This window comes from Embleya sp. NPDC059237, from assembly GCF_042754105.1.
In the GTDB taxonomy this organism is placed as follows: domain Bacteria; phylum Actinomycetota; class Actinomycetes; order Streptomycetales; family Streptomycetaceae; genus Embleya.
The window spans coordinates 1-26,928 of sequence record NZ_JBHZAE010000021.1 but is presented as its reverse complement, the minus strand read 5'-3'; the positions used below and the strand labels follow the sequence as shown (position 1 = coordinate 26,928).

General features: G+C 70.3%; 25 protein-coding genes and 1 pseudogene. 12 read left to right on the top strand and 14 right to left on the bottom strand.

What is annotated here, in order from left to right; translation table 11 throughout:
- Positions 1-979 precede the first annotated feature (979 nt).
- Entirely contained in the window at positions 980-1,195 is a 216-nt protein-coding gene (locus ACFXKZ_RS43075; RefSeq protein WP_380010488.1) for a hypothetical protein, read from the top strand.
- Between the two features lie 123 nt (positions 1,196-1,318).
- On the opposite strand, the gene ACFXKZ_RS43070 is transcribed toward ACFXKZ_RS43075, so the two are convergent.
- Both ACFXKZ_RS43070 and ACFXKZ_RS43065 read right to left on the bottom strand, forming a co-directional pair.
- On the bottom strand, positions 1,319-2,500 hold the full coding sequence (locus ACFXKZ_RS43070) for a M48 family metallopeptidase (RefSeq protein ID WP_380010485.1): 1,182 nt from the start codon (positions 2,498-2,500) through the stop codon (positions 1,319-1,321).
- 586 nt (positions 2,501-3,086) lie between these two features.
- Positions 3,087-3,461, bottom strand: coding sequence for a serine hydrolase (locus ACFXKZ_RS43065; protein ID WP_380010975.1), 375 nt, complete (start codon positions 3,459-3,461; stop codon positions 3,087-3,089).
- On the opposite strand from ACFXKZ_RS43065, the gene ACFXKZ_RS43060 reads away from it, so the two are divergent.
- The 3 genes from ACFXKZ_RS43060 to ACFXKZ_RS43050 all read left to right on the top strand — a co-directional run bounded on the left by ACFXKZ_RS43060 (position 3,431) and on the right by ACFXKZ_RS43050 (position 7,511).
- Positions 3,431-3,898 (top strand): hypothetical protein, encoded by a 468-nt coding sequence (locus ACFXKZ_RS43060; RefSeq protein WP_380010482.1) that lies wholly within the window; start codon positions 3,431-3,433, stop codon positions 3,896-3,898. The two genes, ACFXKZ_RS43065 and ACFXKZ_RS43060, sit on opposite strands and share 31 nt — an antisense overlap.
- Positions 3,899-4,407: 509 nt before the next feature.
- Positions 4,408-5,742 (top strand): erythromycin esterase family protein, encoded by a 1,335-nt coding sequence (locus tag ACFXKZ_RS43055; RefSeq protein ID WP_380010479.1) that lies wholly within the window; start codon positions 4,408-4,410, stop codon positions 5,740-5,742.
- A gap of 476 nt (positions 5,743-6,218) precedes the next feature.
- Positions 6,219-7,511, top strand: a complete 1,293-nt coding sequence (locus ACFXKZ_RS43050) for a glycosyl hydrolase family 28-related protein (protein ID WP_380010476.1) — start codon at positions 6,219-6,221, stop codon at positions 7,509-7,511.
- Positions 7,512-7,682: 171 nt separating this feature from the next.
- Here ACFXKZ_RS43050 and ACFXKZ_RS43045 read toward each other — a convergent pair whose 3' ends face one another.
- Entirely contained in the window at positions 7,683-7,997 is a 315-nt protein-coding gene (locus tag ACFXKZ_RS43045) for an ArsR/SmtB family transcription factor (protein ID WP_380010473.1), read from the bottom strand.
- 124 nt (positions 7,998-8,121) lie between these two features.
- Between ACFXKZ_RS43045 and ACFXKZ_RS43040 the strand changes: the two genes are divergently transcribed.
- Positions 8,122-8,529 carry a tautomerase family protein gene (locus tag ACFXKZ_RS43040; RefSeq protein ID WP_380010470.1) on the top strand — a complete coding sequence of 136 codons (408 nt, stop codon included), beginning with the start codon at positions 8,122-8,124 and terminating at the stop codon, positions 8,527-8,529.
- A 460-nt stretch (positions 8,530-8,989) separates the two neighbouring features.
- Here the strand turns inward: ACFXKZ_RS43040 and ACFXKZ_RS43035 are convergent, their stop codons facing one another.
- Positions 8,990-9,493 carry a hypothetical protein gene (locus ACFXKZ_RS43035; protein WP_380010467.1) on the bottom strand — a complete coding sequence of 168 codons (504 nt, stop codon included), beginning with the start codon at positions 9,491-9,493 and terminating at the stop codon, positions 8,990-8,992.
- 340 nt (positions 9,494-9,833) lie between these two features.
- Here ACFXKZ_RS43035 and ACFXKZ_RS43030 point away from each other — a divergent pair, with 340 nt between their 5' ends.
- A complete protein-coding gene (locus ACFXKZ_RS43030) occupies positions 9,834-11,444 on the top strand; it encodes a hypothetical protein (protein ID WP_380010464.1) in 1,611 nt (536 codons plus the stop codon).
- Positions 11,445-11,863: 419 nt separating this feature from the next.
- Here ACFXKZ_RS43030 and ACFXKZ_RS43025 read toward each other — a convergent pair whose 3' ends face one another.
- The 6 genes from ACFXKZ_RS43025 to ACFXKZ_RS43000 form a co-directional block, all read right to left on the bottom strand.
- Positions 11,864-12,667, bottom strand: a complete 804-nt coding sequence (locus ACFXKZ_RS43025) for an endonuclease I family protein (protein ID WP_380010461.1) — start codon at positions 12,665-12,667, stop codon at positions 11,864-11,866.
- A gap of 409 nt (positions 12,668-13,076) precedes the next feature.
- The gene (gene lepB / locus ACFXKZ_RS43020) at positions 13,077-13,619 is read right to left on the bottom strand and encodes a signal peptidase I (protein ID WP_380010458.1); all 543 of its coding nucleotides are present in this window, start codon (positions 13,617-13,619) and stop codon (positions 13,077-13,079) included.
- Entirely contained in the window at positions 13,616-15,490 is a 1,875-nt protein-coding gene (locus ACFXKZ_RS43015; protein WP_380010455.1) for an ABC transporter ATP-binding protein, read from the bottom strand. Before ACFXKZ_RS43015 ends, lepB begins: the two co-directional genes overlap by 4 nt.
- The gene (locus tag ACFXKZ_RS43010; RefSeq protein WP_380010452.1) at positions 15,490-15,648 is read right to left on the bottom strand and encodes a hypothetical protein; all 159 of its coding nucleotides are present in this window, start codon (positions 15,646-15,648) and stop codon (positions 15,490-15,492) included. Before ACFXKZ_RS43010 ends, ACFXKZ_RS43015 begins: the two co-directional genes overlap by 1 nt.
- Positions 15,649-15,671: 23 nt before the next feature.
- A complete protein-coding gene (locus tag ACFXKZ_RS43005; protein ID WP_380010449.1) occupies positions 15,672-15,842 on the bottom strand; it encodes a hypothetical protein in 171 nt (56 codons plus the stop codon).
- The gene (locus ACFXKZ_RS43000) at positions 15,839-16,027 is read right to left on the bottom strand and encodes a hypothetical protein (RefSeq protein WP_380010446.1); all 189 of its coding nucleotides are present in this window, start codon (positions 16,025-16,027) and stop codon (positions 15,839-15,841) included. Before ACFXKZ_RS43000 ends, ACFXKZ_RS43005 begins: the two co-directional genes overlap by 4 nt.
- Positions 16,028-16,324: 297 nt before the next feature.
- On the opposite strand from ACFXKZ_RS43000, the gene ACFXKZ_RS42995 reads away from it, so the two are divergent.
- Positions 16,325-16,870 (top strand): MauE/DoxX family redox-associated membrane protein, encoded by a 546-nt coding sequence (locus ACFXKZ_RS42995; protein ID WP_380010443.1) that lies wholly within the window; start codon positions 16,325-16,327, stop codon positions 16,868-16,870.
- 4 nt (positions 16,871-16,874) lie between these two features.
- Entirely contained in the window at positions 16,875-17,405 is a 531-nt protein-coding gene (locus ACFXKZ_RS42990) for a TlpA family protein disulfide reductase (RefSeq protein WP_380010441.1), read from the top strand.
- A gap of 153 nt (positions 17,406-17,558) precedes the next feature.
- On the opposite strand, the gene ACFXKZ_RS42985 is transcribed toward ACFXKZ_RS42990, so the two are convergent.
- The 3 genes and pseudogenes from ACFXKZ_RS42985 to ACFXKZ_RS42975 all read right to left on the bottom strand — a co-directional run.
- Positions 17,559-18,302, bottom strand: a complete 744-nt coding sequence (locus ACFXKZ_RS42985; protein ID WP_380010439.1) for an SDR family oxidoreductase — start codon at positions 18,300-18,302, stop codon at positions 17,559-17,561.
- 131 nt (positions 18,303-18,433) lie between these two features.
- A complete protein-coding gene (locus tag ACFXKZ_RS42980) occupies positions 18,434-18,901 on the bottom strand; it encodes a hypothetical protein (RefSeq protein ID WP_380010999.1) in 468 nt (155 codons plus the stop codon).
- Positions 18,900-19,291, bottom strand: a pseudogene (locus tag ACFXKZ_RS42975) (MFS transporter); the annotation flags it as partial. The gene ACFXKZ_RS42980 and the pseudogene ACFXKZ_RS42975, both read right to left, overlap by 2 nt.
- A gap of 135 nt (positions 19,292-19,426) precedes the next feature.
- On the opposite strand from ACFXKZ_RS42975, the gene ACFXKZ_RS42970 reads away from it, so the two are divergent.
- From ACFXKZ_RS42970 to ACFXKZ_RS42960, 3 genes are all read left to right on the top strand, one after another.
- On the top strand, positions 19,427-19,870 hold the full coding sequence (locus tag ACFXKZ_RS42970) for a YciI family protein (RefSeq protein ID WP_380010436.1): 444 nt from the start codon (positions 19,427-19,429) through the stop codon (positions 19,868-19,870).
- A gap of 578 nt (positions 19,871-20,448) precedes the next feature.
- Complete coding sequence (locus tag ACFXKZ_RS42965) at positions 20,449-21,867, top strand: phenylacetate--CoA ligase family protein (protein WP_380010433.1); 1,419 nt, start codon at positions 20,449-20,451, stop codon at positions 21,865-21,867.
- Complete coding sequence (locus tag ACFXKZ_RS42960) at positions 21,864-22,790, top strand: hypothetical protein (RefSeq protein ID WP_380010430.1); 927 nt, start codon at positions 21,864-21,866, stop codon at positions 22,788-22,790. The genes ACFXKZ_RS42965 and ACFXKZ_RS42960 overlap by 4 nt, the downstream gene beginning before the upstream one ends.
- Positions 22,791-23,142: 352 nt before the next feature.
- On the opposite strand, the gene ACFXKZ_RS42955 is transcribed toward ACFXKZ_RS42960, so the two are convergent.
- Complete coding sequence (locus ACFXKZ_RS42955; protein WP_380010427.1) at positions 23,143-23,316, bottom strand: response regulator transcription factor; 174 nt, start codon at positions 23,314-23,316, stop codon at positions 23,143-23,145.
- 2,443 nt (positions 23,317-25,759) lie between these two features.
- Between ACFXKZ_RS42955 and ACFXKZ_RS42950 the strand changes: the two genes are divergently transcribed.
- Positions 25,760-26,928: hypothetical protein (locus tag ACFXKZ_RS42950; RefSeq protein WP_380010424.1), on the top strand; the 1,169-nt coding region annotated here is incomplete at its 3' end.

Sequence of the window (26,928 nt, the reverse complement as noted above, 5' to 3'; positions counted from 1 at the left end):
CCGGCAGTGTATCCGACCCCGACCACCTTGCGATGGCGACGAGTTCGACGCCTCGCGCTCCGAAAGGCCAGGTCGACGACCCGGCCGGGCCGCACGGGAGAGCGGTGACGGGCGGTTCCCACATCCGTGCCGACCCCGGTCGCCGGCTCGAACACGCCGACCACGCGGCAGTCGACCGCCCCGGAGCCAGAGTCCCAAGGCGGGCACCGGGCCCGGCTCGGCTGTGGCACCGCCGCTTCGACCCGGCGAGCGCCGTGCGCGTTGCCCGACCGCGCGGCGACGGCACCGCCGCTGTACGGCCGACGGCGACCCGGACATGGACATGTGTGGCAGGTCGCCGTCCGCCACGGCGATCGCGGTCACGTGGTCGAGCCGGCCGACGCATGGGGCGGACGCTCTGAGCACTCGATGTGCTGTTCCGAATCGGCCGGCGGACGTCGGCGAGCGTCCGAGCGGCCGCGGTCCGGCGGGAGGCCGCGGGCTGAGCCGGGTCCTGCGGTCGTCGCGGTCGACACCCTCGCCCGGGCGTTCGCGGACTATCCGTACACGCGGCAGGGGTGGTCCCTGGAGACCCCCGCCGCCGGGGCTCGTTCGACCGGTCCCACCCGGACCGGAGTCGTCGGGTGCGATTCTCTTCGCGAGCCCGGTCGCGTCCGATGCCGGTATCCGCTTGGCAATCGGCGCCGCAAACAGATCTGCCGGACCGACCTGCCGGCGGTGACCTCGTCCTTGCAGATCGGGCAGATGCCGGTGTCCTCGGGGAAGTCGAAACGCCGCTGCCGTCGCGGGATTGCTGCGTGCAGCAGGTCTTGCGGGAGTGGCTCGGCGCGATTTCCGTGTCGCAGCACCGCCGGGCCCGAACGCGCCGATCACACCCGCCTGGCCGACCTCGGCCGGAACCGGTTTCGGCGAACTGCCGATACGCGCGGCGAGAGTTCGACAGCATGGGGTGACCATCCGTCGGACCCAGGAGGCTCACGTGGGCAGGTGCCAGCGATCGACGGTGCGCGGACGGGGCGGGACGACCTGCGGGAAGCCGACCGTGCCGGGCAAGCGCTACTGCGCCGCCCACATGGGCGGCAAACGTCCCAGCGGATCGCGGCGGAGGAAGCGCCAGGCCAACGACGGGTGCGGCGGGATGCTCCTGGTGATGGTCACCACTGTGCTGATCGTCGTCCTAGGCATCCTGATGTGACGGCGACCCTCTCACGGGGCCGGCGCCCGCGGCGGTGGCCACGAACCTCGACCAGGTCGTCGCCGTGCAGGCGGCGCCGCCGGCGCGAGGCGCCGTGCCGGCTCCCGATTTCGCGACTTCCGCTCAGCGGGTCGTGTCGCGGAGTGCTTCCCTGGCCAACTCCCTTCGTGCCTCCGCGAGTTCGTCGCCGATCGTGGCGTCGCGGTCGTGGTCGAGGTGGACCAGGCCCAGGTACTGCTCGTCGTTGCACACCCGTTGCCGACGCAGATGGGTCGGCGGGTGGGTGGCGTCGACGCTGTGCCCGCGCAACGCGGAGACCTGCCGCAGCCGTTCGTACTCCCGCTCCGGGATGCCTCGGACATGCGCCGCGAGGTTCGCCCACAGGCCCGCCTCGAGTTCGGCGCGCGGCACCGGCCGCCCGACGCGGGTGTTCGCCACCACGGCCTGCCGCCGCAACTCGGCGTCGACGGAGTCACCGATCAGGAGCCGATCCATGAGTTCCACGGCCGCCGCACTGGATCCGGCCCGGGCGGCGGTGCGGTCCGCGAGGTATTCGGCACGCTGCGCCGCGCCCACGGACAGGTGGTCGAGCAGGGCCAGCACCCCATAGACGCCCCATCGGGGCAGGAACATCAGCGAGTTGACCACCACGCTGCCCGGCCCCGGCCGCCGCGACGGAGCGAGCAGGTAGTACCAGACCCACAACGAGCGCAACGCGCTCCCGACCACGACGCCGCGCCGCGTGTCGCCGTGGGCGTAGTGCCCGAGTTCGTGGCCGAGGAGCGCGACGCGTTGTCGCGGCGCCAGCACCTCCCACAGGCCCAGCCCGAGATGGAGCACCCTCCGCTGCCGCAGACCGTACGTGGTCACGCTCGCGTTGGACTGCCCGTCGATCACCACCGCGTCCACCCCGGTCGTGCCGGCGACCGCCGCGATCTCGTCGATCAGCGCGAACAGCGCCGGTGCGGAGGCCCGTTCGAGCACGGGAGCGTTCTTCGGCAGCGCGCCGAGCCGCGGGCGCAGCACCCAGGCCATCGCCAGGAACAACCCACCCAGGACCGGCCCGAACACGGTGCCCCATGCCACGATCGGAAGCAACACGCCGAGCACGAGGAGCACCAGCGTCGTGGCATGCACCAGCACGGCCACCGCGTAGGTGAGCATCCGCTTCGTGTCGCGAGCCGGCCGAGGGTCCCCGCCGCGTTCGACCTCGGCGAGCAGCCGCTCCCCGTCGCGGTGCGCGAGCCGTCGTCGAGCCGCCTCGATCCGTCCCGGCGCGGGCTCCTCGGCACCGCCGGGATCCACGTTCCACCCGCACTCCGCACACCAGGCGACGAATCGTTCCGCCGTCGGGACATCCGCCCCACAGTCGGGACATGCCCGAATCCGATCGGAACCCTCCATCCGAACACCCACCATGCCTCCCCCCGACGACCCCTCCCCGGGGCCGCCCCACCGCCTGCCACCCATGCCGACCAGGCAGCGTAGTCCCCGGCCACCACACCGCGAACCCGCCCCCGGGCCCCACCGAAACCGGCCGCCGCCCCCACACCCGCTCGGCTCCCAACCCGTCGCGTGCCGGAACCCGTACGCCCCCGCCGGGGCCTGGTCCGGCTTGTCGATGACGATGGTGTACGCCGAGGTCCCAGGGAGCGTGAGCAGGCCCAGGCCCAGGCAGATCGAGACCTACGAATTTCCCTTCGTGGGACGGCGCAGGTCGGTGGCGTGCGCTCGGCGTTCGATGCGCGGAGCCGGGGGCGGTCGTGAGATTCCGGGGCCGGACACGTGGTGGGACATCGCGCGAAGCCCCGGGTCGGCGTCGGCGCAGGACACGAACTGCGAGGATGTACGACTGCCGAGGTGAGCAACGTCCGCCACATGCGCGTGGCCGTCACGGGCGTTCGTCCCGCAGAGCGGCGACGGCCCCGGCTGCGGCGCCATGGCGGCCGCCGTCCGGGTAGGAGATCACGCCCACCTCGTTGCGGATCACGCCCAGCAGGCTGCCGCTTTTGGCTGCGACCCGCACCGGCGATCGGAAGGTGCTCGCGATCCTGCGCCGGGTCAACTGCCGTGCCATGACGGCGCGTACCCGCGCACAGGCGGCGGCGGGTTCGGCGTGGTCGGTCCAGATCAGCTCCAGCAGGTCGACCATGTCGCGCGCGGTGGTCCGCGTTCCTCGGCTCGCGCCGACTCCTGTCCAGTCGACCGTCCGCGAACCAGGTCTCCGCGATACGGATGGGCGCGGCGTACGTCCTGTCCGTCGCAGCGGGCCGGGCCGGGAGGATTTCCGCCACCCTGCACGAGCACCTGCGCGACGAGACCGATCCGCAAGTGCGTGCGGGCCTGATCCTGGCGGTCGCGCAACTGGCCCACCAACACCGGCACCAGGACGCCGCCACCCTCACCCGCGCCCACTGGGCGAACCCGGCTCACCCGCTTGTGGTCCGCCCGGCCGCCGCGCTCGCCTGGCTCGGCCTGGTCGCCGACTCCGTTCCCGACGACCTGCGCACCACCCTCGAGGCGATAGCCGCAGACGAACTCGACCGCCTGGCGGCCGAATTGCCATGGCTGCAGTCTTGCGCCCATCACGGTGGCGCCGGAGCGGCAGCGCTCCTGCCCAGGATGCTTGACCCGAACCTCCCCGCGATCGCCGACGATCCACGGGTGCGGGACAAAGGTTGCGCGGACGACCCGCCCTTTTGACGGGTCGGCGACGAGCCGGAGCACGCAAGCACAACGGCCCACCACGCTTCGAGTACACCCCCGAACCCGCCGCTGCGCCGCATCGGGGGCGCCGGCTCACCCGGTCGTCCACCGAACCGCCTGCCACGGTCTCTACGCGAACCCGAGAACGGCAACCAGGGTGCCGTCGCGCGCGACGGAGTCATCGAGGATCGGGACCTGCTTCCGGGCGGCGGAACGGACGAGGAAGACACTCCTGCCGAGAGGCCGCTTGGAACGGCACACCACACATCGCACACGAACTCGACTACCCGGTACCCGAGTTCGGCCGGGCCATCCGAAACCGGACCCGAGTACCAACCGGATGAGCCGCAGGGGGACTCCGGTCCTCGGGCCGGCGGACGATGCGCGCCGAGGAGCCGGGTTCCTAGCCTGGGCGCATGCGAAACGAAACTCCGCGTGTACCGCGCACAATCGTGAACCACCCCTCGAAGCAAGGGAGTTACCCGCATTCGCGCACAGTGCGGCAGATGCTGCGCCCCTTGGTACCGCTCGTGCTGTGCCTGGGTGCGACCGCGGGCACGATCGGGACCGCACAGGCGGGATCGGCAACCGACACCAACCCCGTACGGGCCCTCGCCGCGGCTGCGCACACACTGGGCTCCACGGACCCCGCCGCCCCGGACGCCGATCTGCGCGCCTTCGACCGCATGGTCGGCGACGCCAAGGTACTCGGGGTGGGCGAAGCAACGCACGGGTCCGCCGAGTTCCAGAACATCAAGCACCGACTCCTGCGCCACCTCGTGGAACGCCGCGGCTTCACCACCTTCGCGTTCGAGATGCACTGGAGCGCGGGCCTGCGCCTGGACGCCTGGGTTCGCGGCGGCGCCGGCAACCTGGACACCATCATGACCGACGAACTCCAAAACGGCGGAGCGCTGTGGAACACCCATGAGATGGCCGCCCAGTTCCGCTGGATGCGCGAGTGGAACCAACACCACCCCGACCGCCGCCCCCTGCGTGTCGTCGGCAACGACGTCAACTACGCCGGAACGGTGCAGTTCGACGCCGTCACCGACTACGTCGCCCGCCATTACCCCGCCCTGCTGCCCGAGTTCCGGCGCCTGTACCGGGAGTCTCGCCCCACCGCCGGCGTCAGCGACACCATGATGCAACGCCGCACGCTCCCCCTCGACACCCGCCGGCGCATGCGCGACGACGTCCGCAGCGCCTACGACCTGCTGGAACGGCAGCGACCGGGCGGCAATCCCAAGGAGTATCAACTGGTATTGCAACACGCGAGGTCCATCGCCCAGGTCGGCACGTCCCAGGGCTTCGACTTCATGGGCTCCGAGGGCGCCAAGGCACAGCTGCACCGGGACGAGAGCATGGCCGCCAACACCGTGTGGTGGCAGCGGTACACCGGGGAACGTGTGCTGCTCTCCGCCCACAACACGCATGTGGGCACCGAACCCGACAACACCGACCTGTACCCCAAGGTCCAGGGCCAGTTCCTCCGCGACGCGTTGGGCTCGCGCTACGTCGCCGTCGGATTCACCTTCGGGCGGGGCCGGTTCAACGCCGTCGACGCACAGGACCCCACGTCGCCGTTCCGCCCCCGCGAGGTCGGGCCGACGGCTGCCGGCGGCAACGAGGAGACGCTGGAGAAGGTCTCGACGCGCGACTACTACCTGGACACGCGCACCGCCCCACGCGCCGCCCGCGACTGGCTCGGCACGCGTCGTCCCACCCGCAGCATCGGCGCCTCCTGGCCCGATCCCTACATCATGAACAACATCCGTCTCTCGCAGACCTATGACGTCGTCGTCCACCTGCACCGCGTCACCGAGACCCACATGCGCTGACCGTCGGATCACGGCGGGAGGTGCGATATCGGATCAGCAGCACGTCGGCACGAAGTCGGGCCGCCCGGCCGCGCGGATCGGCCGACCGCTCGCCGGACGGCCCCGGCGGAACGCAAGGAAGGGCGTCGACCGCTTTGCGGTCGACGCCCTTCGCCGGGCCCGACAGGCCGGTGGTCGACCGATCGGTTCCCGGCCCGTGACGACGTCGACCGCACGTCGACGTGTCCGGTATGCGCGGGATTCGCGTGGCCGCTTCACGCGAACGCAATGGCAGGGGACGCGCCGTGGCATCATCCACCGAAGCCGGGTGATCCGTCCGGCGCTTCCACGGGGGTAGGGCTATGAACGGCGAACACTCGTCCGACGAAAGAGCACGACAGCGGGATGGGGAGGACGGAACAAGGCGGCGGGGAGCCGGAGGCCGTCGGGCGTTCCTGACCGGCGCGGTGACGGCGACCGCGGTCGGGGTCGGGCTCGTGGCGACGACATCGGCCCCGGCGACCGCGGCGGGCAACGCCACGGACTGGTACGACGTCAAGGCGCACGGCGCGATCGGCGACGGCGTCGCGGACGACACCGCGGCCGTCCAGTCCGCGATCGACGCCGCGTCGCAGGCGGGCGGCACGGTCTACTTTCCCGCCGGCCGATACCTCGTGGCCCCGGTGCCCGTCGCCGGCAAACCGGCCGCCGCGCTGTCCGTGAACGGCGACGGCGTACGCCTGGTCGGCGCCGGCAGCAAGGCCGCCGTGCTGGTCAAGAAGGCCGACGGCATCCTCCTGCGGATCTCCGGCACCGGCCCCTCACTCGACGCGAAAGGCACCACGCACCGCCGCTACTGCGCGATCGAGAACCTCGGCCTCAACGGAAACGGCAGGACGGGCCTGCTGCTCGAGCTCTACTACAACAACAACACCCACATTGGCGACGTATACCTGACGAGCAACGCGGACATCGCCGTCGACGCCGTCGAACTGTGGGACTCGCGATTCCACGACATGGTCGTGGAATCGTGCACGGGCCCCGCGGACAGCAATCGACACCCCAACGTCTGGCTGCGAAACTCCTCCACCGCGAACACCCGGGAATGGGGCTACAGCACCGACAACGTCAACCAGGTCCATCTGACCGGCTGCCGCCTGGAGAACTTCGGTACCGGCGCACTGTGGGTCACCCAGGGCACCGCGGGGACCAACAACCCCAACGGAATCCACATTACCGACTGCAAGTTCGAGACGTCCGCGATGAAGGGCGGACCACACTTCAGGGTCGATGCGTCCTGCCGACACGTGTTCGCCCGGAACATCTACGCGTACGCGGGCAACTTCGCCACCGGGTACGGCACTTCGCAGAACATCATCGACTGGGCCCCCTCCGTGAGCGCGCTGGAGGACACCCTCATCGCGTGCGGCACGACGACGACCGTCAACTCCGGCGTGATCCTGTACTCGGCGAAGGGTCAGACCGGCGTCCTGCGCAACGTCAACGGCCTGTACGGCACCAAACCCGCCGGCACACACATCTACTACGAACAGAGCTCCACCGGAGACTTCCGCGTCGAGAACTCCTACGGCAACACCGGCGGACAGGCCAGTGGCGCCATCCCCACCCGCAATCAGCCCAACCCACCGCTGCGCCTGGTCGCGGGCCCGGTCACCGACGCATCGTTCCAATACCCACCGCTCGACGGCACGATGGCCGTCGACATCGCCGACAAGCGCCTGTACGTACGCGTCAACGGCACCTGGACGTGGACCGAACTGCGGGCATGAGCCCTCCGGCGGCCCCGACACCCGGCCACCGATCACGCGCCCGCGCCGCAAACCGTCGAACCACCGCGTTCTTCGGGCCCGTTGCGCGGGCGCGTGCACGTGCGCGTGCACGTCACCGGACTCCACCCACCACACCGTGCGTCCCCGAACAGGCCCCCTCCGCAAGGAGGTTCACTCCGGCTCGTCGGTAACCGGCCATGGCACGTCGGATACACGTGGCTCGCGGAGGACCAGATCCAGGAGACCCGGAAATCGGAGGTCGAATTCGGGACGACGCAGCCGATTGAGGCGCCGGGATCCCTCGTCCCGCTGCTCCACCAGGCCGGCTGCGCGCAGGACCGCGAAGTGATGGCTGCGCGTCGCCTTGGTGACGGGGAGGTCGAACGTGCCACAGGCGCGTTCCCAATCCGGCGCGGCCGCGAGCTCCCGCAGGATCGCGCGCCGTACCGGATCGCTCAACGCGTCGAGCGCGTCTTGGAGGGACACCGAGGCCGGATCGGTGTGTGTGAGGCGACTGGAGCGTAGGGACAATCGACTTCCTTGCCAAAGTGTTCGATCAGCGTCGTACACTTCACCCTACCGTACGACCACTGACGGAAATGAGCGACTCATGCCCCTGGTGCGTATCGACCTCGCCTCCACCCGACCGCCCGCCATGCGCCGCGCGATTGCCGACGGCGTCCACCGGGCTCTTGTCGACGCCATCGGCATCCCGGCCGAGGACCGTTTCCAGATCGTCACCCCGCACGCCCCGGACGAGTTGATCTTTCACCCGGACTACCTCGACGTGGCTCGCGAGGACATCGTCTACGTACAGATCACCCTGGTGACCGGACGACGTCGGGAACTCAAGCTGGATCTGTATCGACGCATCGCAGCGAACCTGACCGAGGTCGGCGTACGTGCCGGCGACGTGTTCGTCACACTGACCGAGAACGCTCTCGACAGCTGGTCGGCGGGCAACGGCCAGGCACAACTGGTCGACTTGCAGTCTGTCGCCGGAACGGGAGACCAATAGGCCACATGAGCCGCCGACAGCGGATGCTCGCGACGTCGGAGGCATCCTTGTGAACGCGGCAGCGCGCAGCGCCTGGCCTGGCTCCGGCACCGCGTGGACGAGAAGGAAGGACACCACCGCCCCAACCCACCTCCGGCGCATGCCGAGTTGGGCGGGTTGATCGCACGGGATGAGTACCCGCACTCATTCGTCGAGGCGCGGTGTCCGACTCCCGGTGGCCGCCGCTCTCGCAGCCGTGACCGTGCTGTCGACGAGGGCGTGCGGGTGAGAGTCGGCGGCAGGTGATCGCGAGCGCGGCCGACGGTCGGGAGCCGGGACGTCGCGAGGTCGCGAGGTCGCGAGATTGTGCGCATCGGGGTTCGACGGCACTTCGGGCCTGGCCGGCCCAAACGTGACGATCGAAGCGGCGTCGAACCCCTGCCGTCGATCCCCCCGCCGCGCCGAGGGCGGGGCCGGCGGATCAGTAGGTCAAAGCCGGGCTGAACGCGCTCTTGCCGACACACCAGATGTCGACGTTGTTGGGATTGTGGTGCAGCTTGACCGACCAGTTCGTGGCGCTGGGCGCACTGGCCGACTGGATCACGGTCATGGCCTGACCGGCGGAGATCGTGCCCGCCGTCTTGTTCAGCGGACCCAGGTTGACCGGACCGAAGGGGCCGGACGTGCCGGCGGTGCCGCTGAACGTGACCGTGCCGCTCGGACCCCCGAGGTTGGCGGTGATCGTCAGGTCGCCGTTGTTGATGGTGATCAGCGGCGCGAGCGCGATGGTGGCCGAGATTTGGTGCGATGCGTTGGTGGTGAACGTCGCGCTCTTGCCGGTGTAGCTGACCCCGATCGAGGTCAGACAGTCGTACTTCGCGGTGGACGGGCCGCCGGCCGTGGCTGTGCCGCTGAGGCCGACGGTCGCGGCCATGGCGCCGGCGAAGACGGCGGCGCCGGCCGCGAGGGCCTTGGATCGTGACATGGAAGGTGCCCCTTTCGACAGATACTGCGGAAAGTTCCTGTCGGCGCATTTGGAGTGAATCCGAAGTTTCGGATTCCGTCAAGCAGGATCGGAACGCAATTCTCCGACGGCAAAATTCAAGATCGATAATTCATGATCGCAATTCACGACCACTCATATCGGCAAAGAATATTCGGTTTCTTGGGTATTTCTCGATCATGGTGACACGTGTCGAATGAATCGGGTCGCAGCCTGCTCTTGACTATGGATGATCCAAATGTGCGAATGGTTCGCTACGCCTTTCGTATCCGACGGGCTCCGAACAGGTCGTCCGCACCGGCCGTCCACACGAAGGAGCAACGTGTCAAAACGGTTATCCCGAAGATTGACCCACCATCGCTGGGCCGCCTCGGTGGCGGCCACCGCCCTGGCCCTCGGCGGCGGTCTGGTCGCCCTCGCGCCGTCGGCGGGCGCGGGCACCGTGACCCCGGTCATGCGGTGTACGACCCCGGTCGGCGCCCCCGAGGGACAGCAGCGGTTCGAGGTGACCCTGGATCCGACGCACGGTGACGGTGCCACCTCGATGCACGTCGTGGCGGGTGGGAGTCCGGCGACCAGCCCGATCCCGATTCCGCTCGCGACGATCAAGTCCGTCTATACGTTCGCCACATCCGGCGGCACGACCGAGGACCTTTCGGTGGCGCCACCGTCGTTCGAAACACCGATCGAGGTGAACACGCCCATCGTGCCACCCCCGTTCACCGTGCCCGCGACGATCGTCGGCGCGGCGGCCGGATCCACGGTGGACCTCACCCTGAAGTCGATCGTGGTGCAGACCATCGTCAACGGAAACCTGCTCGCGACGGCGACCTGCCTGCCGATCTCCGGCAACGGCGTGGTGGCGTCGTACACGGTCGAGCAGGGCAGTCAGGCGCCCACGCTGACCGCGACGCCGAGCACCGTCGACTCGAACTCCCGGGTCACACTGTCCGGTGCGCACTGGCCGGCCGGTCCGGTGGGGTTGACCATGTGCTTCCCCGAGTTCGGCGGATTCTGCGACAACGGCTACTCGACCATCGCCGCGAGCGACGTCAAGGTCGTCGACGGTGTGCTGTCGGGGTGGGTGCACGTCGCCGGCGCGGTTCCCAGTACGGCGGCGATCCTGAAGGTCACATCGGGATCGGTGGCCCTGGAGGCGCCGTTGACCGTCGTGTCCGTACCGGTCGGCGGGCGGGGGCTCGTGCTGAGCCCGAACACCGGTCCGATCGGCACCCGGGTGACCGTCACCGGTACCGCGTTCTCGCCGAACGCCCAGATCACCGTCCAACCCCAGGACGAGCCCGGGGCGCCGACGGAGGACGCCGTGAACACCACCGCGGACGCGAACGGCTCGTTCACCGCCACGTTCACGGTGACCGCGGCGACCACCGCCGCGGTCGCGGCGTACGAGTTCGGCAACCCCGCGATCGGCAAGCGGACGCCGTACACGGTGGGCGAGGGACCGGCACAGCTGACCCAATCGGTCAGTGGGCAGATCAAGCCCGGCGGCCTGACGATGTCCCAGACCGGGGGCCGGATCGACTTCGGCAGCGCGACGATCGACGGCAAACCGCTGCGCCTGAACGCCGCGCTGAACCGGGTCACCGTGGTCGATGCCCGAGGAACCGACCTCGGGTGGTCGCTCACCGGCACGATGTCGGAGTTGACGGCCGAGAACGGCACCGACAAGCTCCCGGCCGGGAGCGTGACCTGGACCCCCGCGTGCGTGGCGGCCGACGGCGCGCCCGGAACGGTCACCCCCGGCACTCCGGGGCCGCTCGGGGCGGACCAGGCCCAGTTGTGCACGCAGACCCCGGTCGAGGGCCGAGCCACGGGCGGCAGCGTTTCGGCGGACGCCGCCCTGACGTTGACGACCCCGGCGTTCGTTCGCCCGGGGACCTATTCGGGGGCGCTCACACTGAGCCTGAGTTAGCCGAGTGGGAATCGATCGAGCTCGAGTCAACCGAGCTCGAGACGGTCGACACCGAGTCGACGCGTCGGGATGTGCGGGTGTCGACGCTTCGAGCCGGTACCGCTTTACTCGCCCGGTGGTGTGGGACGATTCGGCCACTTACCGGCCGGCGCGCCCCCGCCACCGGGCGCTTTCGTACGCGGCACGGGATCGTGATCGGCCGCCCGACAGCGTCGGGCGACCGCGCCCTATTCGCGACCGCCCAGGATCGCGACCGCCCGGGGGATGGCGGGGAATGCGTCGACGTCCTCTGGGGCGAAAAATTCGGCGCGCGGGCTTTTACCGGCACGGTATTGCGCCGCATTCCCGCGCCTGCCGCCCCGGGTGGTGCGCCACCGTGCGTTGCTTCCGACCGCGAGCGTGCCGTCCGTGGGGTCGGGCTACCAGATGGCCTCTACCCACTCGGGGTGATCGATGAAGGGGTTGCGGTTGTGCTGGTAGTCCCGGTGGATGAGGTCGTTGCGACGCCGCTCGAAGGCATCGGGCGGGTCCTGGTTGCTCCAGGCCTTGAGCACGGTGATTCGTCCGATGGACGGGGCGGATCCGTTGGCCACACGATCGTTGGGCTCCAGATCGGGGAAGCCGTCGCCGCCGTCCCAGCGCACGGCCATGTAGAGGATCATGCGAGCGACATCGCCCTTGACCGCGTCGCGCGGTTCGAACGAGTCGCCGTCGGTGCGGTTGCCGGGTGCTCCGGTGACCGGGGAACCACCATTGTCGAAGTCCTTGTCGCCCCGAATGCCGTTGACCGAGACGTCCTCCGGACGCAGATGATGCAGGTCGGTACCGGGGCCGGTCGCGGTTCCGAAGCCGCCGTGGCTCTTGGCCCACACGTGCTCGCGGTTCCAATCGCCGCTGCCGCCTCCCGACCGATTCTTGGCGATCGACCGACCGGTGTAGAGCTCGATCACGTGCGACGAATCGGCGGGATCCTCGTCGGTCACGCGCAACGCGTTCCAGACTCCGTCGTAGTTCACCGCGGAGGTGCCTCGACTGATGATGGCGTGCAGGGCGGCCTTCAACGCCGGCCCGGTCAGGCCCAGCGCCGACGCGTAGTAGTCGGCCGCCGCGGCCACGTCTTCGCCGACGGGTGGTTCGTCGGGGGCGGCCTGCGCGGTCAGGGGAGTCACGAGGGATATCAGCATCGCGCTCAGCGCGATTGCGACAGGCGGTCCGAGACGCATGAGGGCTCCACGGGTGGTGGGGGCGACGTGGGTCGTTGGGGCGCGCGTCGTGCGGTCGTCGGTCGACGGGGTGCCGTGGCGTGAACACCCCCGATCGAGCGGGCTGTTCCCGCCGTGCCGATCACGATCGTCCGCTCGCGCCGAATGCCCCGACCCGGTCGCCGGACGGGGCACGCGAACGAGAGGACGCCGACCGATCCAGGGTGACCGGCCCTGCCCGTCGGCGGGACCGGCCATCGGGTGAACATCTCGTGACGAGATCCCGCAGCTGGGCCCGGCAGGCACGAGCGAGCCGAACTCGTCACACTCGCGGTACGCGGCCGCAGTCGTCCCCCACCGGCGAGGACGCCGCGACCGATCTGCGTCCGGTGGCTTCGGTCTTCGTCCGTGATGGCGGATCCCGCCTGCATCAACCCGATCGCCGCCACCGCGGGCACCGCGCGCCGACCAAGCCTGCGCGGGCCACGCGCCAGGGGGTTCGAGCGCCGGTCCGGACCACGCCCAGGACGGTGGACGCCGGTACGTACCCGAAGTGGCGTGAGTCGTGGGAACGCGGCGCATCCCCGCGTACCACCAGCGAACCCGCGGGCACGACGGCGTCGTTCGCGGCGCGTACGGCATCGCGCACCTCGGCCGGCACGGGATCGCCGGGCAGCGCCGCGACCCGCTTGATCAGCCGGCGCGGATCCCGACCGGCGCCGAGGGCTGCCGTCGGGTTGCGGAACACGATGACGTCCCCCCGACGCACCGCCCCGGCGCGGTCGACCAGGAGTCGTTCGCCGTCGGCGAAGGTCGGCGCCATGCTCGTACCGGTCACCCGGACGAGTGCGAGGCGCGAGCGCAAAACGCGCACTCCGGCGAGCACCAGGATCACCGCCGCGAGAACGGCCGACCCCACCGTGCCGCCCGGCACCGCCCGCACGATCGTCGTCTCGCGTCCCCTCCCGGTCACCGCGTCTCCTCGACGACCGTCGGCCCCGTGGGGTTCGCGTACCCGGCGGCCTGAAGCGCGAACAGCCGGGCGTAGTGCCCATCGGGCAAGGCCATCAGCTCTTCGTGGCAACCCAGTTCGACGATGCGGCCGTCGTCGAGCACCGCGATCGTGTCGGCGTCGCGCAGGGCGCCGAGGCGGTGCGACACGAGCAGGCTCGTCCGGCCCCGACGATGCCGGTGCAGCATGCGGTGCACCCGATGTTCGGCCTCCGGGTCCAGACCCGCGCTCGGCTCGTCGAGGATCAGCAGGTCGGCGTTTCGGCGCATCAGCGACCGGGCCAGCGCGACCCGCTGCCACTGTCCGCCCGAGAGCGTGACGCCGCCCCCGGCGTCGTCCCGGTCGCGATGGACGCGGCTGAGCTGGGTGTCGTATCCGTCGGGAAGGCGCGCGAGGTCGGCGTCGATCCCCGCCAGGTTCGCGCTCTCGCGCACCCGTTCGCGGTTCTCGCGGTGCGCGATGTCGCCGACGCCGATGTTCTCGGCGGCGGTCAGGTCGTACGCCATGTAGTCCTGGAAGGTCGCGCCGACGCGGCGGCGCAGTTCGACCACGCTCATCGTGCGGATGTCGACACCGTCCCACCGGATCGTGCCGCGTTCGGGATCGTAGAACCGGCACAGCAGTTTGACCAGCGTGCTCTTGCCGGCGCCGTTGCGCCCCACGAGGCCGATCGCGCGGCCGGCCGGGACGACGAGATCGACACCGCGCAGCACCCACGGCCCGGCGGCGTCGTAGCGGAACCACACATCGCGGAACTCGATGCGGTCGTGCAGGGCGGGTACCGGATCGGTGCCGCCGGGCAGGTCGTCGGGCGTGTCCATGAGCGCGAGGTAGTGGCCGAGGAGACGCACTCCCGACGCGGCCAGGCCGGCCTGCATGACGACCCCGGTGAACGCGCCCTGCACGCCGGCCGACGCGGCGACGAAGAGCGTCACGTCCCCGACACCGAATCGGCCGTCGGCGGCGCCGACCACGACGACGACCAGGCCGAGCCCCGCGACGAGCGCGTTCAGCGCGGCGAATCCCGATTGCACGAGCGCGGTGCGGCGCGCGACCGCGAGCTCGGCATCGGTGGCGTCGGCGAGCGCGCGCACCAGCCGCGCGTGCAGGAAGCCGCCGAGCCCGAACAGCCGGATCTCCTTGGCCGCGCGCGGGTCGATCAGCAACGATCGGTAGAACAGCCGACGGCGTTGGCGCCCGGACGTCATCTCCCAGACCGTGACCTGACGCCGTGCCATCGACAGTCGGGCCAGGAGCGCGGCGGCGCCGCAGAGCAGGAGCAACCCGACCATCGGCGGCCACACCGCGAAGAGCACGCCGACGAACGCGCCCACGGACGCGACCGAGCGCAGCACCTCCTGCGTGAACATCGTGATGTTGTGGGGAGCGTCCTCCGACGCCTGCTGCGCGAGCCGCAGGCGATCGTGGAAGGCGGGATCCTCGAACCGGCGCAGGCCCCGGAACTCGTCGACCTTGGCGAACAGGTCGCGCTCGACCGCCGCGACCAGTCTGCGTCGCACCAACTCGTTGAGATAGCCCATGAGTTGAACGAGCGTGGCAGTGAGCGCGCCGATCCCGGCAAGCGTGATCGCGAGCGCGACGACACGGCTCTTGTCGATGCGATCGCCGTGCGTGAGTTCGTCGAACAGGAGCTTGGTGAGCCACGCGGCGGTGGCCGGCAGCATGCCGACCGCCACCGTCGCGGCGAACAGGAGCGTAGCCCCGACCGGCGCCGCCCGAAACTGGAGGGTCAGGGCGACTTTCACCGCCCGGGGCCGCAGCCGGGCCGCCGGGGATGCGTCACCCTCGCCGGCCCCGGCCGAGGTCGACATCAGCGCGGGAATCCGGTTGCCACGCAGGCTCCCCGGCGGTTGCGGCGGTACTCGTCGCCGCCCCGATACGCGTACTCCTCGCTCATGTCCACGACGCACGCGCCGGTCCGCTCACCTCCCGGGACGAGTTCCCGGAGCCGGTCGCCGGGCCTGGCCACGAACGCCCCCACCGTGCCGGCCCTCAGCAGGGGAAGCGGGTCGGGAGGCAGCGGTCCCAGCAGTCGTAGCGATACTCGTAGCCGTCGACACACGCGCACGTCTGGCCCATGTCGTCGTAGCAGGCGCCGGCGAGCTCCCGGCCGAGGGCGAGTTCCAGGAGCCGGTCGCCGAGCCTTGCGATGGTGCCCTTCATCGTGAACCTCCGAAGTCCGTCGTCCAGTCGATCGACGTGACCACGCCGATCGTGATCGGGGACGTGCCCGAACGGTCGTTCCGAAAAGCGATCACGCCGGTTTCATCACCCGGGGTTTCGATCACACGGTTCATCGCGGATGTTCCGGCACGGGTGGAACCGGGAAAGCCGGCAAGCGACTTCACCGGAACGAGACGTTAGGGCGTGCGGTCGGCGGATCGCAATAGGGTCGTCGAACGTGTGCTCGCGAACGCCCCGGCGGGCCCGGCCGGTACGGGGCCCGCGCCGCAGCCGCCCCGCCGGCTGCCCTGGACCGGAACGGTCCATGCCACGAACACGCCTGCCACGCAAGCCAGTTGATATATTGCCGAGCAGTTCGACCGGCACGCGGACACGGCACTCGCCGACTCTGTCGGGAACACCGGGCAACGCGTTACATTGCCTCGATCGGTCGGTCCGGTGGAGGGAAGCGAAGGCGATCGATGGGATACGCGTTACTTGCCTGCCGCGTGCTCCTGGGGCTCGTCCTGGTGGCGTCCGCAGGCGGAAAACTGCGCGGTGGCAAGGCATTTCGCGCATTCGTCGCCGCCGCGAGGGAGCTTGGCGCGCCGGCCCGGTGGGCGCGCTCGATCGCGATCGCCGTGGTCGTGGGGGAGATCGCCGCGGCGCTGTCGCTCGCGACTCCACCGCGCGGGATCGCGGGATTCGCCGTCGCCCTGCCCCTGTTGGCGGCCTTCACGATCGCCATCCTCGGCGCGCTGCGCCGGGGAACGAACTTCTCGTGCGCGTGCTTCGGCGCGTCCGTGACACCGATCGGCCGCCGGCACGTGGTGCGCAACGCCGTGCTGATCACGGTCGCCGCAACCGGACTGGCCCTCGGCGCGGCCGGAGCGGCGACGTCGACACACCTCGCCGGCGCCCTGGCGGCGGTGTCGTGCGCGGTGATCGGAGCACTCGTGGTGATTTCCACCGACGAGTTGGCCGAGCTGTTCGATCTCGGCTCCGCGCCCGGCCCTCTCGGGAGGTAACGCCATGCCGTTCCTGATCGCCGCCGTCGTAGTACTCACCGTGTTGTGCCTGTTGAATCTGCTGCTGACGTTCGGGATCGTCCGCAAACTCCGCGCACAGCGTGATCATTCGCGCCCCGGGCCCGCCGCTCTCGCCTTGCCCGTCGGCTCGACCGCGCCGAACTTCTCCGCTGTGACGACGACCGGTGAGACCATCACGCGAGACGGCCTGGGCGAAACGTTGTTCGGGTTCTTCTCGCCGAACTGTCCCGCGTGTACCGAGCGTCTGCCACGGTTCGTCGAGGCGGCCCGACGCGAGAGCGGTCGCGAGGTGCTCGCCGTGCTCCACGGCGACGACGCGGCGACCCGCGCCCAGGCGGCGGCCCTTCGCGACGTTGCTCGCGTCGTGGTCGAGGCGTCACCCGACGGGCCGCTGGGCACCGCGTTCGCGATCACGGGGTATCCGGCGTTCGGGCTGATCGACGCCCACGGAACGGTGACCGCGACGGGCCTCGACCCCGAACGACTCACCGCGTCCTCCCCCTCGACGACCTGACCGGACACGACCTTCCGGAGCCCGCCCCCACCGGGCGCCGTTGTCGCCGGGCCTGCCCGCGTCCGCCCGGAAGTGTTCGACCGGGACCACCGGCCCCCGGCCGAACCCGGCGCACCGGTTGCGTGGTTCGGCCGGGTCGTCGACGAGCGCCGGTCAGATCGTCAGGCCGCCGGAGACACGCAGATTCTGGCCCGTGATCCACTGCGACTCGGGTCCGGCCAGGAAGGCGACGACATTGGCGATGTCGTCCGGGTGTCCCAGCCGTCGCAAGGGCGTCATGGCGACAACGTGCTCGATGGCCTGCTCCGGATTCTCCCCGGCCGCGGCTCGCATCCCGTCCGTGTCGGTGGCACCGGGGGAGACGCTGTTGACCGTGATGCCTCGGGGGCCGAGCTCGCGAGCGGCGACCACGGTGATCGTTTCCAGTGCCGCCTTGCCGGCGAAGTACAGGGCCATACCCGGCACCGCACCGGATGAAGAGATGTTGACGATCCGCCCACCCTCGCCCAGCCTTTCGGCAGCGGCTTGGAGAACGAAGAACGGTCCCTTGGTGTTGACGGCCATCACCTCGTCGAAGTCGCTCTCGGTGACGTCCCGGATGTCGGCCATCGGACTGATCGCCGCGTTGACGACCACCACGTCCAAACCGGCCAGGTTTCGGTCGACCTCGTCGAAGAGGTGCTTCAAATCCGCCAAGCGCCCCTGGTCCGCGCGTACCGCGATCGCCCGTCCGCCGAAGGCCGCCACTTCGGCCACCACGTCCTCGGCCGCCGCTTGGTCGTGCTTGAAGCTGAACATCACCACCGCGCCCTCACGAGCCAGCCTCACCACGATCGCTCGCCCGATCCCCCGCGACCCGCCGGTCACCAATGCCGTCTTCGTCTCCAGCGTTCCCACTGCAACTCCTTGCCATCGGCTGCTCCCCTGGTGGGAGTGCCTCGCGGGAGGGTCGCAACAACGATGTCGATCTCGACATCCCCGCCGAAAAATTCGGGAAACGGTTCGACGCCCCGGGCTCGGCCGCAACGCTACGAGCGAGCCGCCTCATACTCCAGGGGTGCCGCCGGTGCGGGTCGGGCCGCCGCCGGCCGCATGGTCACGACCAGCACGGCCAGTCCGGCGAACAGGATCGTGGCCACGACACCGGTGATACGGACGGCGGCGGTGAACGCGTGGTGGGCGGTGTCCAGCAGGTGTGCACCCTGATCGGCGGGCAACCGGTGGCTCGTGGCGACCGCTTCGGCCAACGAGTCGGATGTGCCGTCCGTGCGATGCCGGTAGATCACCGCGGCCAGTACGCCGATCAACGCGAAGCCGAGCGAGCCGCCGAAGTAGTTGCCCGTCTCCGACATCGACGCCGCCGAACCGGCCCGCTCCGGCGGTACCGACCCGACGACCAGCCCGATGCCCAGCGCGAACAGCGGCCCGGTACCGAGAGCCAAAACGGTGATGCCGATCATCACCACCGGGAGGGGACCCGAGGCGTCGACGCACACGTTGTCGTTGGTCGTGGAACATGTTGATGATCAGGGCGAGGGTGGACGGCGCCAGAGTGGCGCCGGCGACCCCGAGGAGGGCCCGCGTGACGATCAGCATCAGCGGGTCCACCGAGAAGGCGGCCACGAGCGACAACACCCCGAACGCCGCACCACCGAACATCAGCAACCGGCGACGACCGATCCGGTCACCGAGCGTACCCATCGTGATGACCATGCCGGCCACCATGAGCCCGTAGCTGTCCTGATCCACAACTGCTCGACGTTGCTCGCACCGAGGTCCGCGCTCAGCTGTGGGAGCGCGAGGAGCAGTGCGGTCATATCCATCGCCACCAGCAACGTCGGCGGCATGAGGACCAGCAGTCCCCACCAGGCCCGGTTGGCTCGCATATGCACAAACTCCCTGTACAAACTCCCTGTTCGCTTTCGATGTGTCGCCGGGGAGTCGGAGCCGTCGAACGTTTCTCGACACGCCGGCGAACGCCTTCTCGATCCCGCGAACCCTCGTTTCACACCCTGATCGGTATGCACGTCGACCCCGCCCTACCGGACGCGATGAGCGACGAGGAGAAGGCGGTGCTCGGGGGCGGCCACGGCAGGTTCATCGAGGCCCTGAAGGAGTCCGGCGAACTGGTTCTCACACCGGCCCTGATGGTCCCGGCCCGGGCCGCGGTGTTCCGCGTACGCGACGGCCTCCGGCAGGTGACCGACGGACCGTTCCTCGACGTCGAGCAGCCGATGGGCGGCTTCCGCCTCGTCGAGTGCGCCGACAAGGAACGCGCGATCGAACTGGCGGCGCAGCTTCCCGACGTCGGGATCGAGGGCTTCGGCATAGAGGTGCAGGAGGTGTTTTTCTCCGACGGCCCGTCGACGACCCGACCGCAAGAATTTCCCGCGCGGCAGAATTCCCCCGGACAACGAGGTCGCCGTCGGTCGGGCGACCTTTCCCGCTCCCGGGCAAAGGGGTGATTTACCGCTGCCCGGGCGCCGATCGATCCCCCGAGCGCAGTCCGACGGAATTTCCCCGGACAACAATTCCTCCGAACAATAATTCCTCGGTGCGGCAATCCCTCCGAACAATAATTCTCCGGTTTCGGATCCGGCCGGATCGCAATCGTCGTTGCGCAGGGCTCGTGCCGCACGCCTGCGGCGCGGCGCAGCCGAATCCGCAGCACGACCTGGTGTTTTTCGCCGGGAAACACCCATTACCCGCGACCCGGGAATCGGGTGTCTCCGGCGTGTGCGCCATCGCGCCACGTGAATAGCGCCAATCATTCGATCGATCTTGACAGAGGATGAAACACGGCTGAACATTGTCGTGGCTCCACCGACCGGAGGGGCCGTGGTTGGGAATTCGAGAAACGGGGTCTTGATATGTCCGCGATGATTTCCACGTTCAAGCACACGAAGTACGTCATGGGCTCGATGACGGCGGTGCTGTTCGGCTTCTGCATCAGCTGACCCGTGGGTGGGGCGGGTGGCCGTCGCCGCCCGCCCCGTCGTGGCCGGGCGGTATTCGGGGGTGGCGTGAGCGCTGGAAAGGGACCATGTTCGACGCGGGGATACGACAGTTCCGGATGGCGCTGGCGATGGTGCGGGGCCGGCCGATCAGCGTGCGTTCCGCCGAGCGGCTCGTCGAGGACGCCCTCGCGACCCTCGCGGAGTTCGGCTCGCCCGGCGAGGACGTCGAACAGTTGCTGCGCGGTGCCGACGCCGGCGAGGCGGAGATGCGCGCCGATCTCACGAACCGGGCCCTGCGGCGTACCGCCAAACGCCTCGCGGCGAAGTCGCGTTTCTACGCGGACCACTTCGCCGCGGCGGGCGTCGACCCGGCCACGCTGAGCCTGGACACCATCGAGACGGTGCCCGTCACCACCAAGGCCGACCTGGTCAAGCAGTCCCGGGACTTCCTGTGCGGCGAGCCGTTCCTCGCGTCCCGCACCACCGGGACCACGGGCCGGCCGACGGAGGTGTGGTACTCCCGCTACGAGGAGCGCCTGTGGCCCGCGCTCGTGGCCCTGTCCCAGGTGCTGCGCGGCAACATCCGTACCACCGACATGATCCAGTTCAACGTCAGCTCCCGAGCGACCGGCACGGCGTACGCGGAGATGCAGGTCGCGCGCATGGCCGGGGCGACCATTCGAATGGTGGGCCTGATCCCTCCCGGCGAGACGCTGGACGCCACCGTGGGAACCGACGAGTCGGCGCCGACCCTGATGGTCACCTACCCCAGCTACCTGGGCCAACTGGTCACGTCGGCCCGTGAACGCGGGCTCGGGCCCGGGGACTTCCGGCTGCGCGGCATCACCGTGGGCAGCGAAGTACTCTCGCCCGCGCTCGCCACCGCGGCGGAGGCCACCTTCGGCGCCGCCGTCGAGGACCTGTACGGCATGACCGAGATCTCGCCCCTGGCGGGCGCGTTGTGCCGGGAACGGCATCTGCACATCGACGGGGGAGTCGGACTGGTGGAGGTGTGTGATCTCGACACCGGGAGGCGGGCCGCGCCCGGGGAACTCGGCACGATCGTGGCCACCCCGTTCCACCCCTACCGGGAGTGCATGCCGGTCTTCCGGTACGACACCCGCGACCTGGTGCGGCAACTGCCCGACACGCCACTGCACTGCGAGATGCGGAACGTGCCGGCGACCTCGCACGTCCTGGGCAAGGCGGACCACGTGCTGCGTACCGGCGACGGCCCGGTGACCTCGCGGGACATCGTCGAGGTCCTCGACGCGCTGCCCGGCGCGCGCTGGCCGATGCGCTACCGCGCGGACGTGGTGGACGGTCGACTGCACGTGACGGTGGCCGCGTCCTCGCTGCCGGAGACGTCCGGCGCCGCACGGTACTTCGCCGATGCGGGCCTGGACGCCACCGTCGAGATCACCCCGGTGGACGGCACCCGGCTGCGTCGCCTGCGCTGCGATCTGCTCGAGAACAGCTTCTCCTCCCTCGGGAGCGTCGGATGAGCGCCGCACAGGACGTGTTCTTCGTCGCCGTGACCCTCGCGATCGCTCTGGGCGTTTCCGTCGCGTCGGTCGGCTTCTTCCGCAGGGTCACGCTGCCTCGCCCCGCGGTCGGCGTCTTCAACGGCAACGACATGATCATCATGATGGGGTTCGTGATCGCCCTGCCGTTCTTCTATCTCGCCCTTCCCGACTGGCTGTTGCCGTTCGTGCTGGGCCTGACCCTGGCGGGCGGGCTGAGCGTCGCCTACGGCACGGTCGTACGGCGGGGATCGCTGCGCTGGGCGCTCATCGCCTGCCTGATGGCCGCCGACTGGCTCGCCGCCCGCGGCGCCGAGGACGACCCCACCCACGCCCTGCCGTACTGGCTGATCAACAGCATCGTCATCCTCCTCATGGCGGTCGGCGCGGCCAACCTCAACACCCAGGGCGGGTTGAAGCTGCGACACGTCTCCCGGTTCGCCCTGGCACTCGCCGCGTACGACCTGTTCTTCGCCACCGTCGTACCACTCACCCAGAAACTGTTCGGCGCGGTACAGGGCTACGCCTTCGCCCCCTCCGCCGGGGTCCGCATCGGCGAGTTCGGAGCCGTCGTGGGCATGGGCGATCTCCTGGTCTACGCCCTCTTCACCACCGTGGCCTACAAGGCGTACGGACGTCGGGGGCTGACCCTGTCCCTGTGCCTGGTCGCCACCTTCGGTGCACTGGCACCGACACTGACGCCGATCACGATCGAGGCCGTCACCGGACACCTCCCCGAGATCGTGCCCGCGCAGATCTTCTTCGGCCCGGCCGCGTTCGTGGGATACCTCGTGCTGCGCCGAAGCGGCCCGGAGCGGCGCATGGTCGAGGTCCGCCCGCCCGTGCTCCGGCCGGCGCCGGACCGCGAGGAGCCACAGACCGCGGCCCCCGGCACCCGATCATGAGTTGCCGGGGACAGCCGGGAACGCGCCCTGCGCGAACGGCCGTTCGGCCTTCGTGCCGCCGCGCCGTCGGGTTTGTCGTGCGGTCGGGCCGGGGGAAGGGCAGCGGGCCGGCCAACCGGCAAACGCCTCCTCGACCCGGGCGGCTTGGTCGCGTGCGGGTGTGGTGTGCGTGTGCACGAGGCCGACCGTACCGGGGCGCGACCGCTCCATGCGCCCCGCGACCCCCGGGGCTTGGCGGGCGTGTCGGTGTCCGAGTCGTAGGTGGTTGGTACCAGTACGTGCGGCGGCGCGGCGCCGGCCGTGATGTGCGCGGGCCCCTCGGTACCGTCCCCGCCGGGCATACGCAGGTCCATCAGGACGACATCGGCCCGTAGTTCGGCCGCTCGGACCGCCGTCGGACCGCCGTCGGGCCGTCGGCGGCCTCGCCGGCCGCACTCAGGTCGGCGCGCGACGCGAGCATTGCGGTGATCCCGTCGCGGATCACGGCGTGATCGTCCACGACCAGGACACGGATGGGCGGATTCACTCAGGGCCTCCTCGGCGGCGCCATCGGCGAACGACGGCCGGCCGTCGACGGGTACGCGGCCGGCGATACGGCGCGGGCGTGAAGCGGACGAACGCGAGCGGCAGCAGGCCGAACCCGATCGTCGCGAACATCAGGAACCGCCTTCGACCGCGCACCTGTTGGCGCCGATGGGCCGCATGCCCGCCGGTCGGGAGTGCGCCTTTCGCGCCGTCGACCGCACGCAGGACCCCACAGCCTCGGAGCAGGCGGCGCGCGGGAACACGGCGCCGGTTCCTCCACGCCAGGCGCAGCGCCGCGTCGTCGGGGGCTGTCGTCGGTACCCCACGGCAGGTGGAGGACCGGGCCCGGTCGGGTTGTTCGAGCCGGGTCGCGGAATGTACCGGACTCCGGCCGTCACGTGGATCCGGTCACAGGGAGCCCCGGCGCGGTGGCCGCGGCCAGGCCAAGACCGACCCCGCGACGCCCACGTCATCGGCTTCGGCCAAGATCTCGCCGCCGAGGCCACCTGCACCCCCACCCGCGGCCTGCTCACCCGGTTCGCCCCACCCTCGAACACGTCCTCGGACCCCGCCTGGAGCCCCGCGCCATCACCACCCACGGCCGGATCGGCCCCGTCGAGACGAACGCCCAGGCGGACGAAGCCCCTGGCCGACCTCGTCGCCCGCACGGTCGTCCATGGCCCGTCCGGTTTACCCTCGGCGGGCAGCCCATGCCCGACCGCATCCACCACGTCGTTCACTTCGAAGGCGCTGTCGGTGTGTCCACGGCACGGCGGACGATGCTCCCCACCGCCCCGTTCCGTCCGGGTGATCAGGCCCGTGATCGGAGGGTCTCGGCATTGGGCCTGAAGGGTGGAATGTGGCGTCACGACTGTCCGGAAAGGGAAGCGGCCCGGTCATGGGATCCCCGCCACAGTCTCGGTTCCACATGCCGTTCGAGCCGCGCCTCGACCGTCGTGTCGACCGGGCCCGCGCACATGCCAAGGAGTGGGACCGGCGAGTGCGGTCACGTCGCCCATGCGGTGACCGAGGTGATCGAATACCCGGGATCCCGCCGCGACTTCGGCGGTCTCCGGTGCACTGCCGTGCCTACGAGGCACACGATGGGGAGCGACGTCGGACTGTGCTTCGGTGCCATGTACCGGCACAACGTCATCGTGTCCTGGGACAGGGAGCTTGACGAGGGCGCAGTGAGCAACGGCGGCGTCGAGTTCGCCCGCCATGCCCAGCCGCCGAATCGGCGCTGCGCCGCTGCCCTTGTCGACGATCCGCCGACATGCGGGGTCGGCACTCCGGCTGGAGCCGCGGTGGCCGCATGGCCCGAGGCTGTACGGCTCGACGGATCCCTGCAAGAGGCACGTGCGGGGGCTGGTACCCGTGGTACCGCACGAGTCGATGGGCTGCGTCGGTCGGACGGCGGGTGAGGCCCATGGGAAACCCCGGGGACTGGGCACATCCACGGCGTACGCCCTGTCCGCGGCGTTCCGGGCCGACCACGGCTTTGCGGGACCGACCAACCCGGTCCGGCGGCCGAAGTCCCTCGCCGACGCCCGATCGGCCTTCCCGATCGGCGGTCCTTCACCATCCGGCCCCTGCATGCCCAACCAGCGCGTGATCGGTCGGCATCGGGCCGGCGAGCCGGACGAGTGTCGGCCGTCGTTCCCGGTCTGCTCCATGGCCATCGACGAGAAGGCGATCAACTCGTATCCGGTCGGCGCCGGGAACCGTGAAAATCGCGCGTCGCCGCCACCGAGCGCGCAGAGCCGTGAGCGCGGGCCGTAGCCGGTCGGCTCGAAGGTCCTTGAAGCGATGACGGCCCCGAGGGCGGGCCATCCGCTGACCGTCTCCGTTTCCGGCCGTGCGGAAACCTCCCTTCTCCAACCTTCTGCGCCCTGTGCGCTTTTAACCCCTTTCCTCCTGGCCGGTCGACCCGAGAGGTGTGAAGCCATGCTCCAGCGTCGGCAGACCCGCCTTGTGCCGCCCGGCGGTAGGGGAGCGACCCTTGGGCAGCGGGCACGGCTGATCGGTGCGGCGATCGGCGTGGTGGCGATCTGTGCGCTGGTCGGCCGTGCGACCGCGTCCGGCGCCGGGAACGCCGACGGGTACGCCGGCGGCTTCGCGCACGGACCGGTGGTGGACATCTGCGTGTGCATCGAGACGGGCGTGTGGGTGTCCGGGTGGCCGGGCGGGAACGTGACTGTCGGCGTGGACGCGGACGTGGACGTGGACGTCCAGATCGAGGCCGGCGTCAGGCCGCGCGCCGGCCCGGGGCACCCCAGGCCCTCGCACGGGCACCACCACTGCCACACTCCCAAGCCCACCGCACGCCCGGTCTCCTCGCCGACCCTTCCCGCACCCTTGCGCCCGACGGGGCCGCGGAACGAGTCCGGTCGAACGGCCGAGGCAGTCGGGCCCGGCCACGGCCAACACCACCACCCGTACCCATGCCCCGGCTCCAGCGCGAAGCCAAGTCCCACGGCGGCCCCCACGCCTACCCAGATTCCGACTCCCACCGCGACTTCGGGTGTGCCGTTGCCGAAGCCGACGGCGACGCGTACGTCGGTGCCGAGTGCGAGTGCGACTTCGAGCGTGCCGTCGCCGAGCCCGACGGCGACGCGTACGTCGGTGCCGAGTGCGAGTGCGACTTCGAGCGCGCCGACCCCGAGCCCGACGGCGACGCGTACGTCGGTGCCGAGTGCGTCTGCGACGTCGGGTGTGCCGTCGTCGAAGCCGACAGCGACGCGTACGTCGGTGCCCAGTGCGAGTGCGACGTCGAGCGTGCCGACCCCGAGCCCGACGGCGACGCGTACGTCGGTGCCGAGTGCGTCTGCGACTTCGGGTGTGCCGTTGCCGAAGCCGACGGCGACGCGTACGTCGGTGCCCAGTGCGTCTGCGACTTCGGGTGTGCCGTTGCCGAAGCCGACAGCGACGCGTACGTCGGTGCCCAGTGCGAGTGCGACGTCGAGCGTGCCGACCCCGAGCCCGACGGCGACGCGTACGTCGGTGCCCAGTGCGTCTGCGACTTCGGGTGTGCCGTCGTCGAAGCCGACGGCGACGCGTACGTCGGTGCCCAGTGCGTCTGCGACTTCGGGTGTGCCGTCGTCGAAGCCGACGGCGACGCGTACGTCGGTGCCGAGTGCGAGTGCGACGTCGAACGTGCCGACCCCGAGCCCGACGGCAACGCGTACGTCGGTGCCCAGTGCGTCTGCGACTTCGGGTGTGCCGTTGCCGAAGCCGACAGCGACGCGTACGTCGGTGCCGAGTGTGAGTGCGACGTCGAGCGTGCCGACCCCGAGCCCGACTTCGATTCCCACTCCCACACCGTCATCGACCGCTGCGTCTCCGGGGCCGACGTCGGTTCCGACGGCTGCGTCCTCGGCGTCGCCCACTCCCGTGCCGACGGCGGCTTCCACGCCGGTGCCGAGTGTGACCGCGACTCCGAGCCCGACGGCGAACCCCACACCGATTTCGAGCCCCACGTCGACTCCCACCTCGACGCCGTCGCCCACCGTCCCTGTCCCCGGTGCTACGCCGACGCCGAGCCCCACACCGGCGGCCTCCACGCCCACCCCGTCCCCGAGCCCGGGTCCCACGTCGACGGCGTCACCGACCG

What these genes read in the sequence shown, in the direction of transcription:
- ACFXKZ_RS42970 (WP_380010436.1), top strand. Translation starts at nt 19,427, where the DNA reads ATGCACGTCGACCCCGCCCTACCGGACGCGATGAGCGACGAGGAGAAG.
- ACFXKZ_RS42990 (WP_380010441.1), top strand. Translation starts at nt 16,875, where the DNA reads ATGCCGTTCCTGATCGCCGCCGTCGTAGTACTCACCGTGTTGTGCCTG.
- ACFXKZ_RS43025 (WP_380010461.1), bottom strand. Translation starts at nt 12,667, where the DNA reads ATGCGTCTCGGACCGCCTGTCGCAATCGCGCTGAGCGCGATGCTGATA.
- ACFXKZ_RS43035 (WP_380010467.1), bottom strand. Translation starts at nt 9,493, where the DNA reads ATGTCACGATCCAAGGCCCTCGCGGCCGGCGCCGCCGTCTTCGCCGGC.
- ACFXKZ_RS42995 (WP_380010443.1), top strand. Translation starts at nt 16,325, where the DNA reads ATGGGATACGCGTTACTTGCCTGCCGCGTGCTCCTGGGGCTCGTCCTG.
- ACFXKZ_RS43055 (WP_380010479.1), top strand. Translation starts at nt 4,408, where the DNA reads ATGCTGCGCCCCTTGGTACCGCTCGTGCTGTGCCTGGGTGCGACCGCG.
- ACFXKZ_RS42960 (WP_380010430.1), top strand. Translation starts at nt 21,864, where the DNA reads ATGAGCGCCGCACAGGACGTGTTCTTCGTCGCCGTGACCCTCGCGATC.
- ACFXKZ_RS43005 (WP_380010449.1), bottom strand. Translation starts at nt 15,842, where the DNA reads ATGAAGGGCACCATCGCAAGGCTCGGCGACCGGCTCCTGGAACTCGCC.
- ACFXKZ_RS42965 (WP_380010433.1), top strand. Translation starts at nt 20,449, where the DNA reads ATGTTCGACGCGGGGATACGACAGTTCCGGATGGCGCTGGCGATGGTG.
- ACFXKZ_RS43040 (WP_380010470.1), top strand. Translation starts at nt 8,122, where the DNA reads ATGCCCCTGGTGCGTATCGACCTCGCCTCCACCCGACCGCCCGCCATG.
- ACFXKZ_RS43060 (WP_380010482.1), top strand. Translation starts at nt 3,431, where the DNA reads ATGGGCGCGGCGTACGTCCTGTCCGTCGCAGCGGGCCGGGCCGGGAGG.
- ACFXKZ_RS43015 (WP_380010455.1), bottom strand. Translation starts at nt 15,490, where the DNA reads ATGTCGACCTCGGCCGGGGCCGGCGAGGGTGACGCATCCCCGGCGGCC.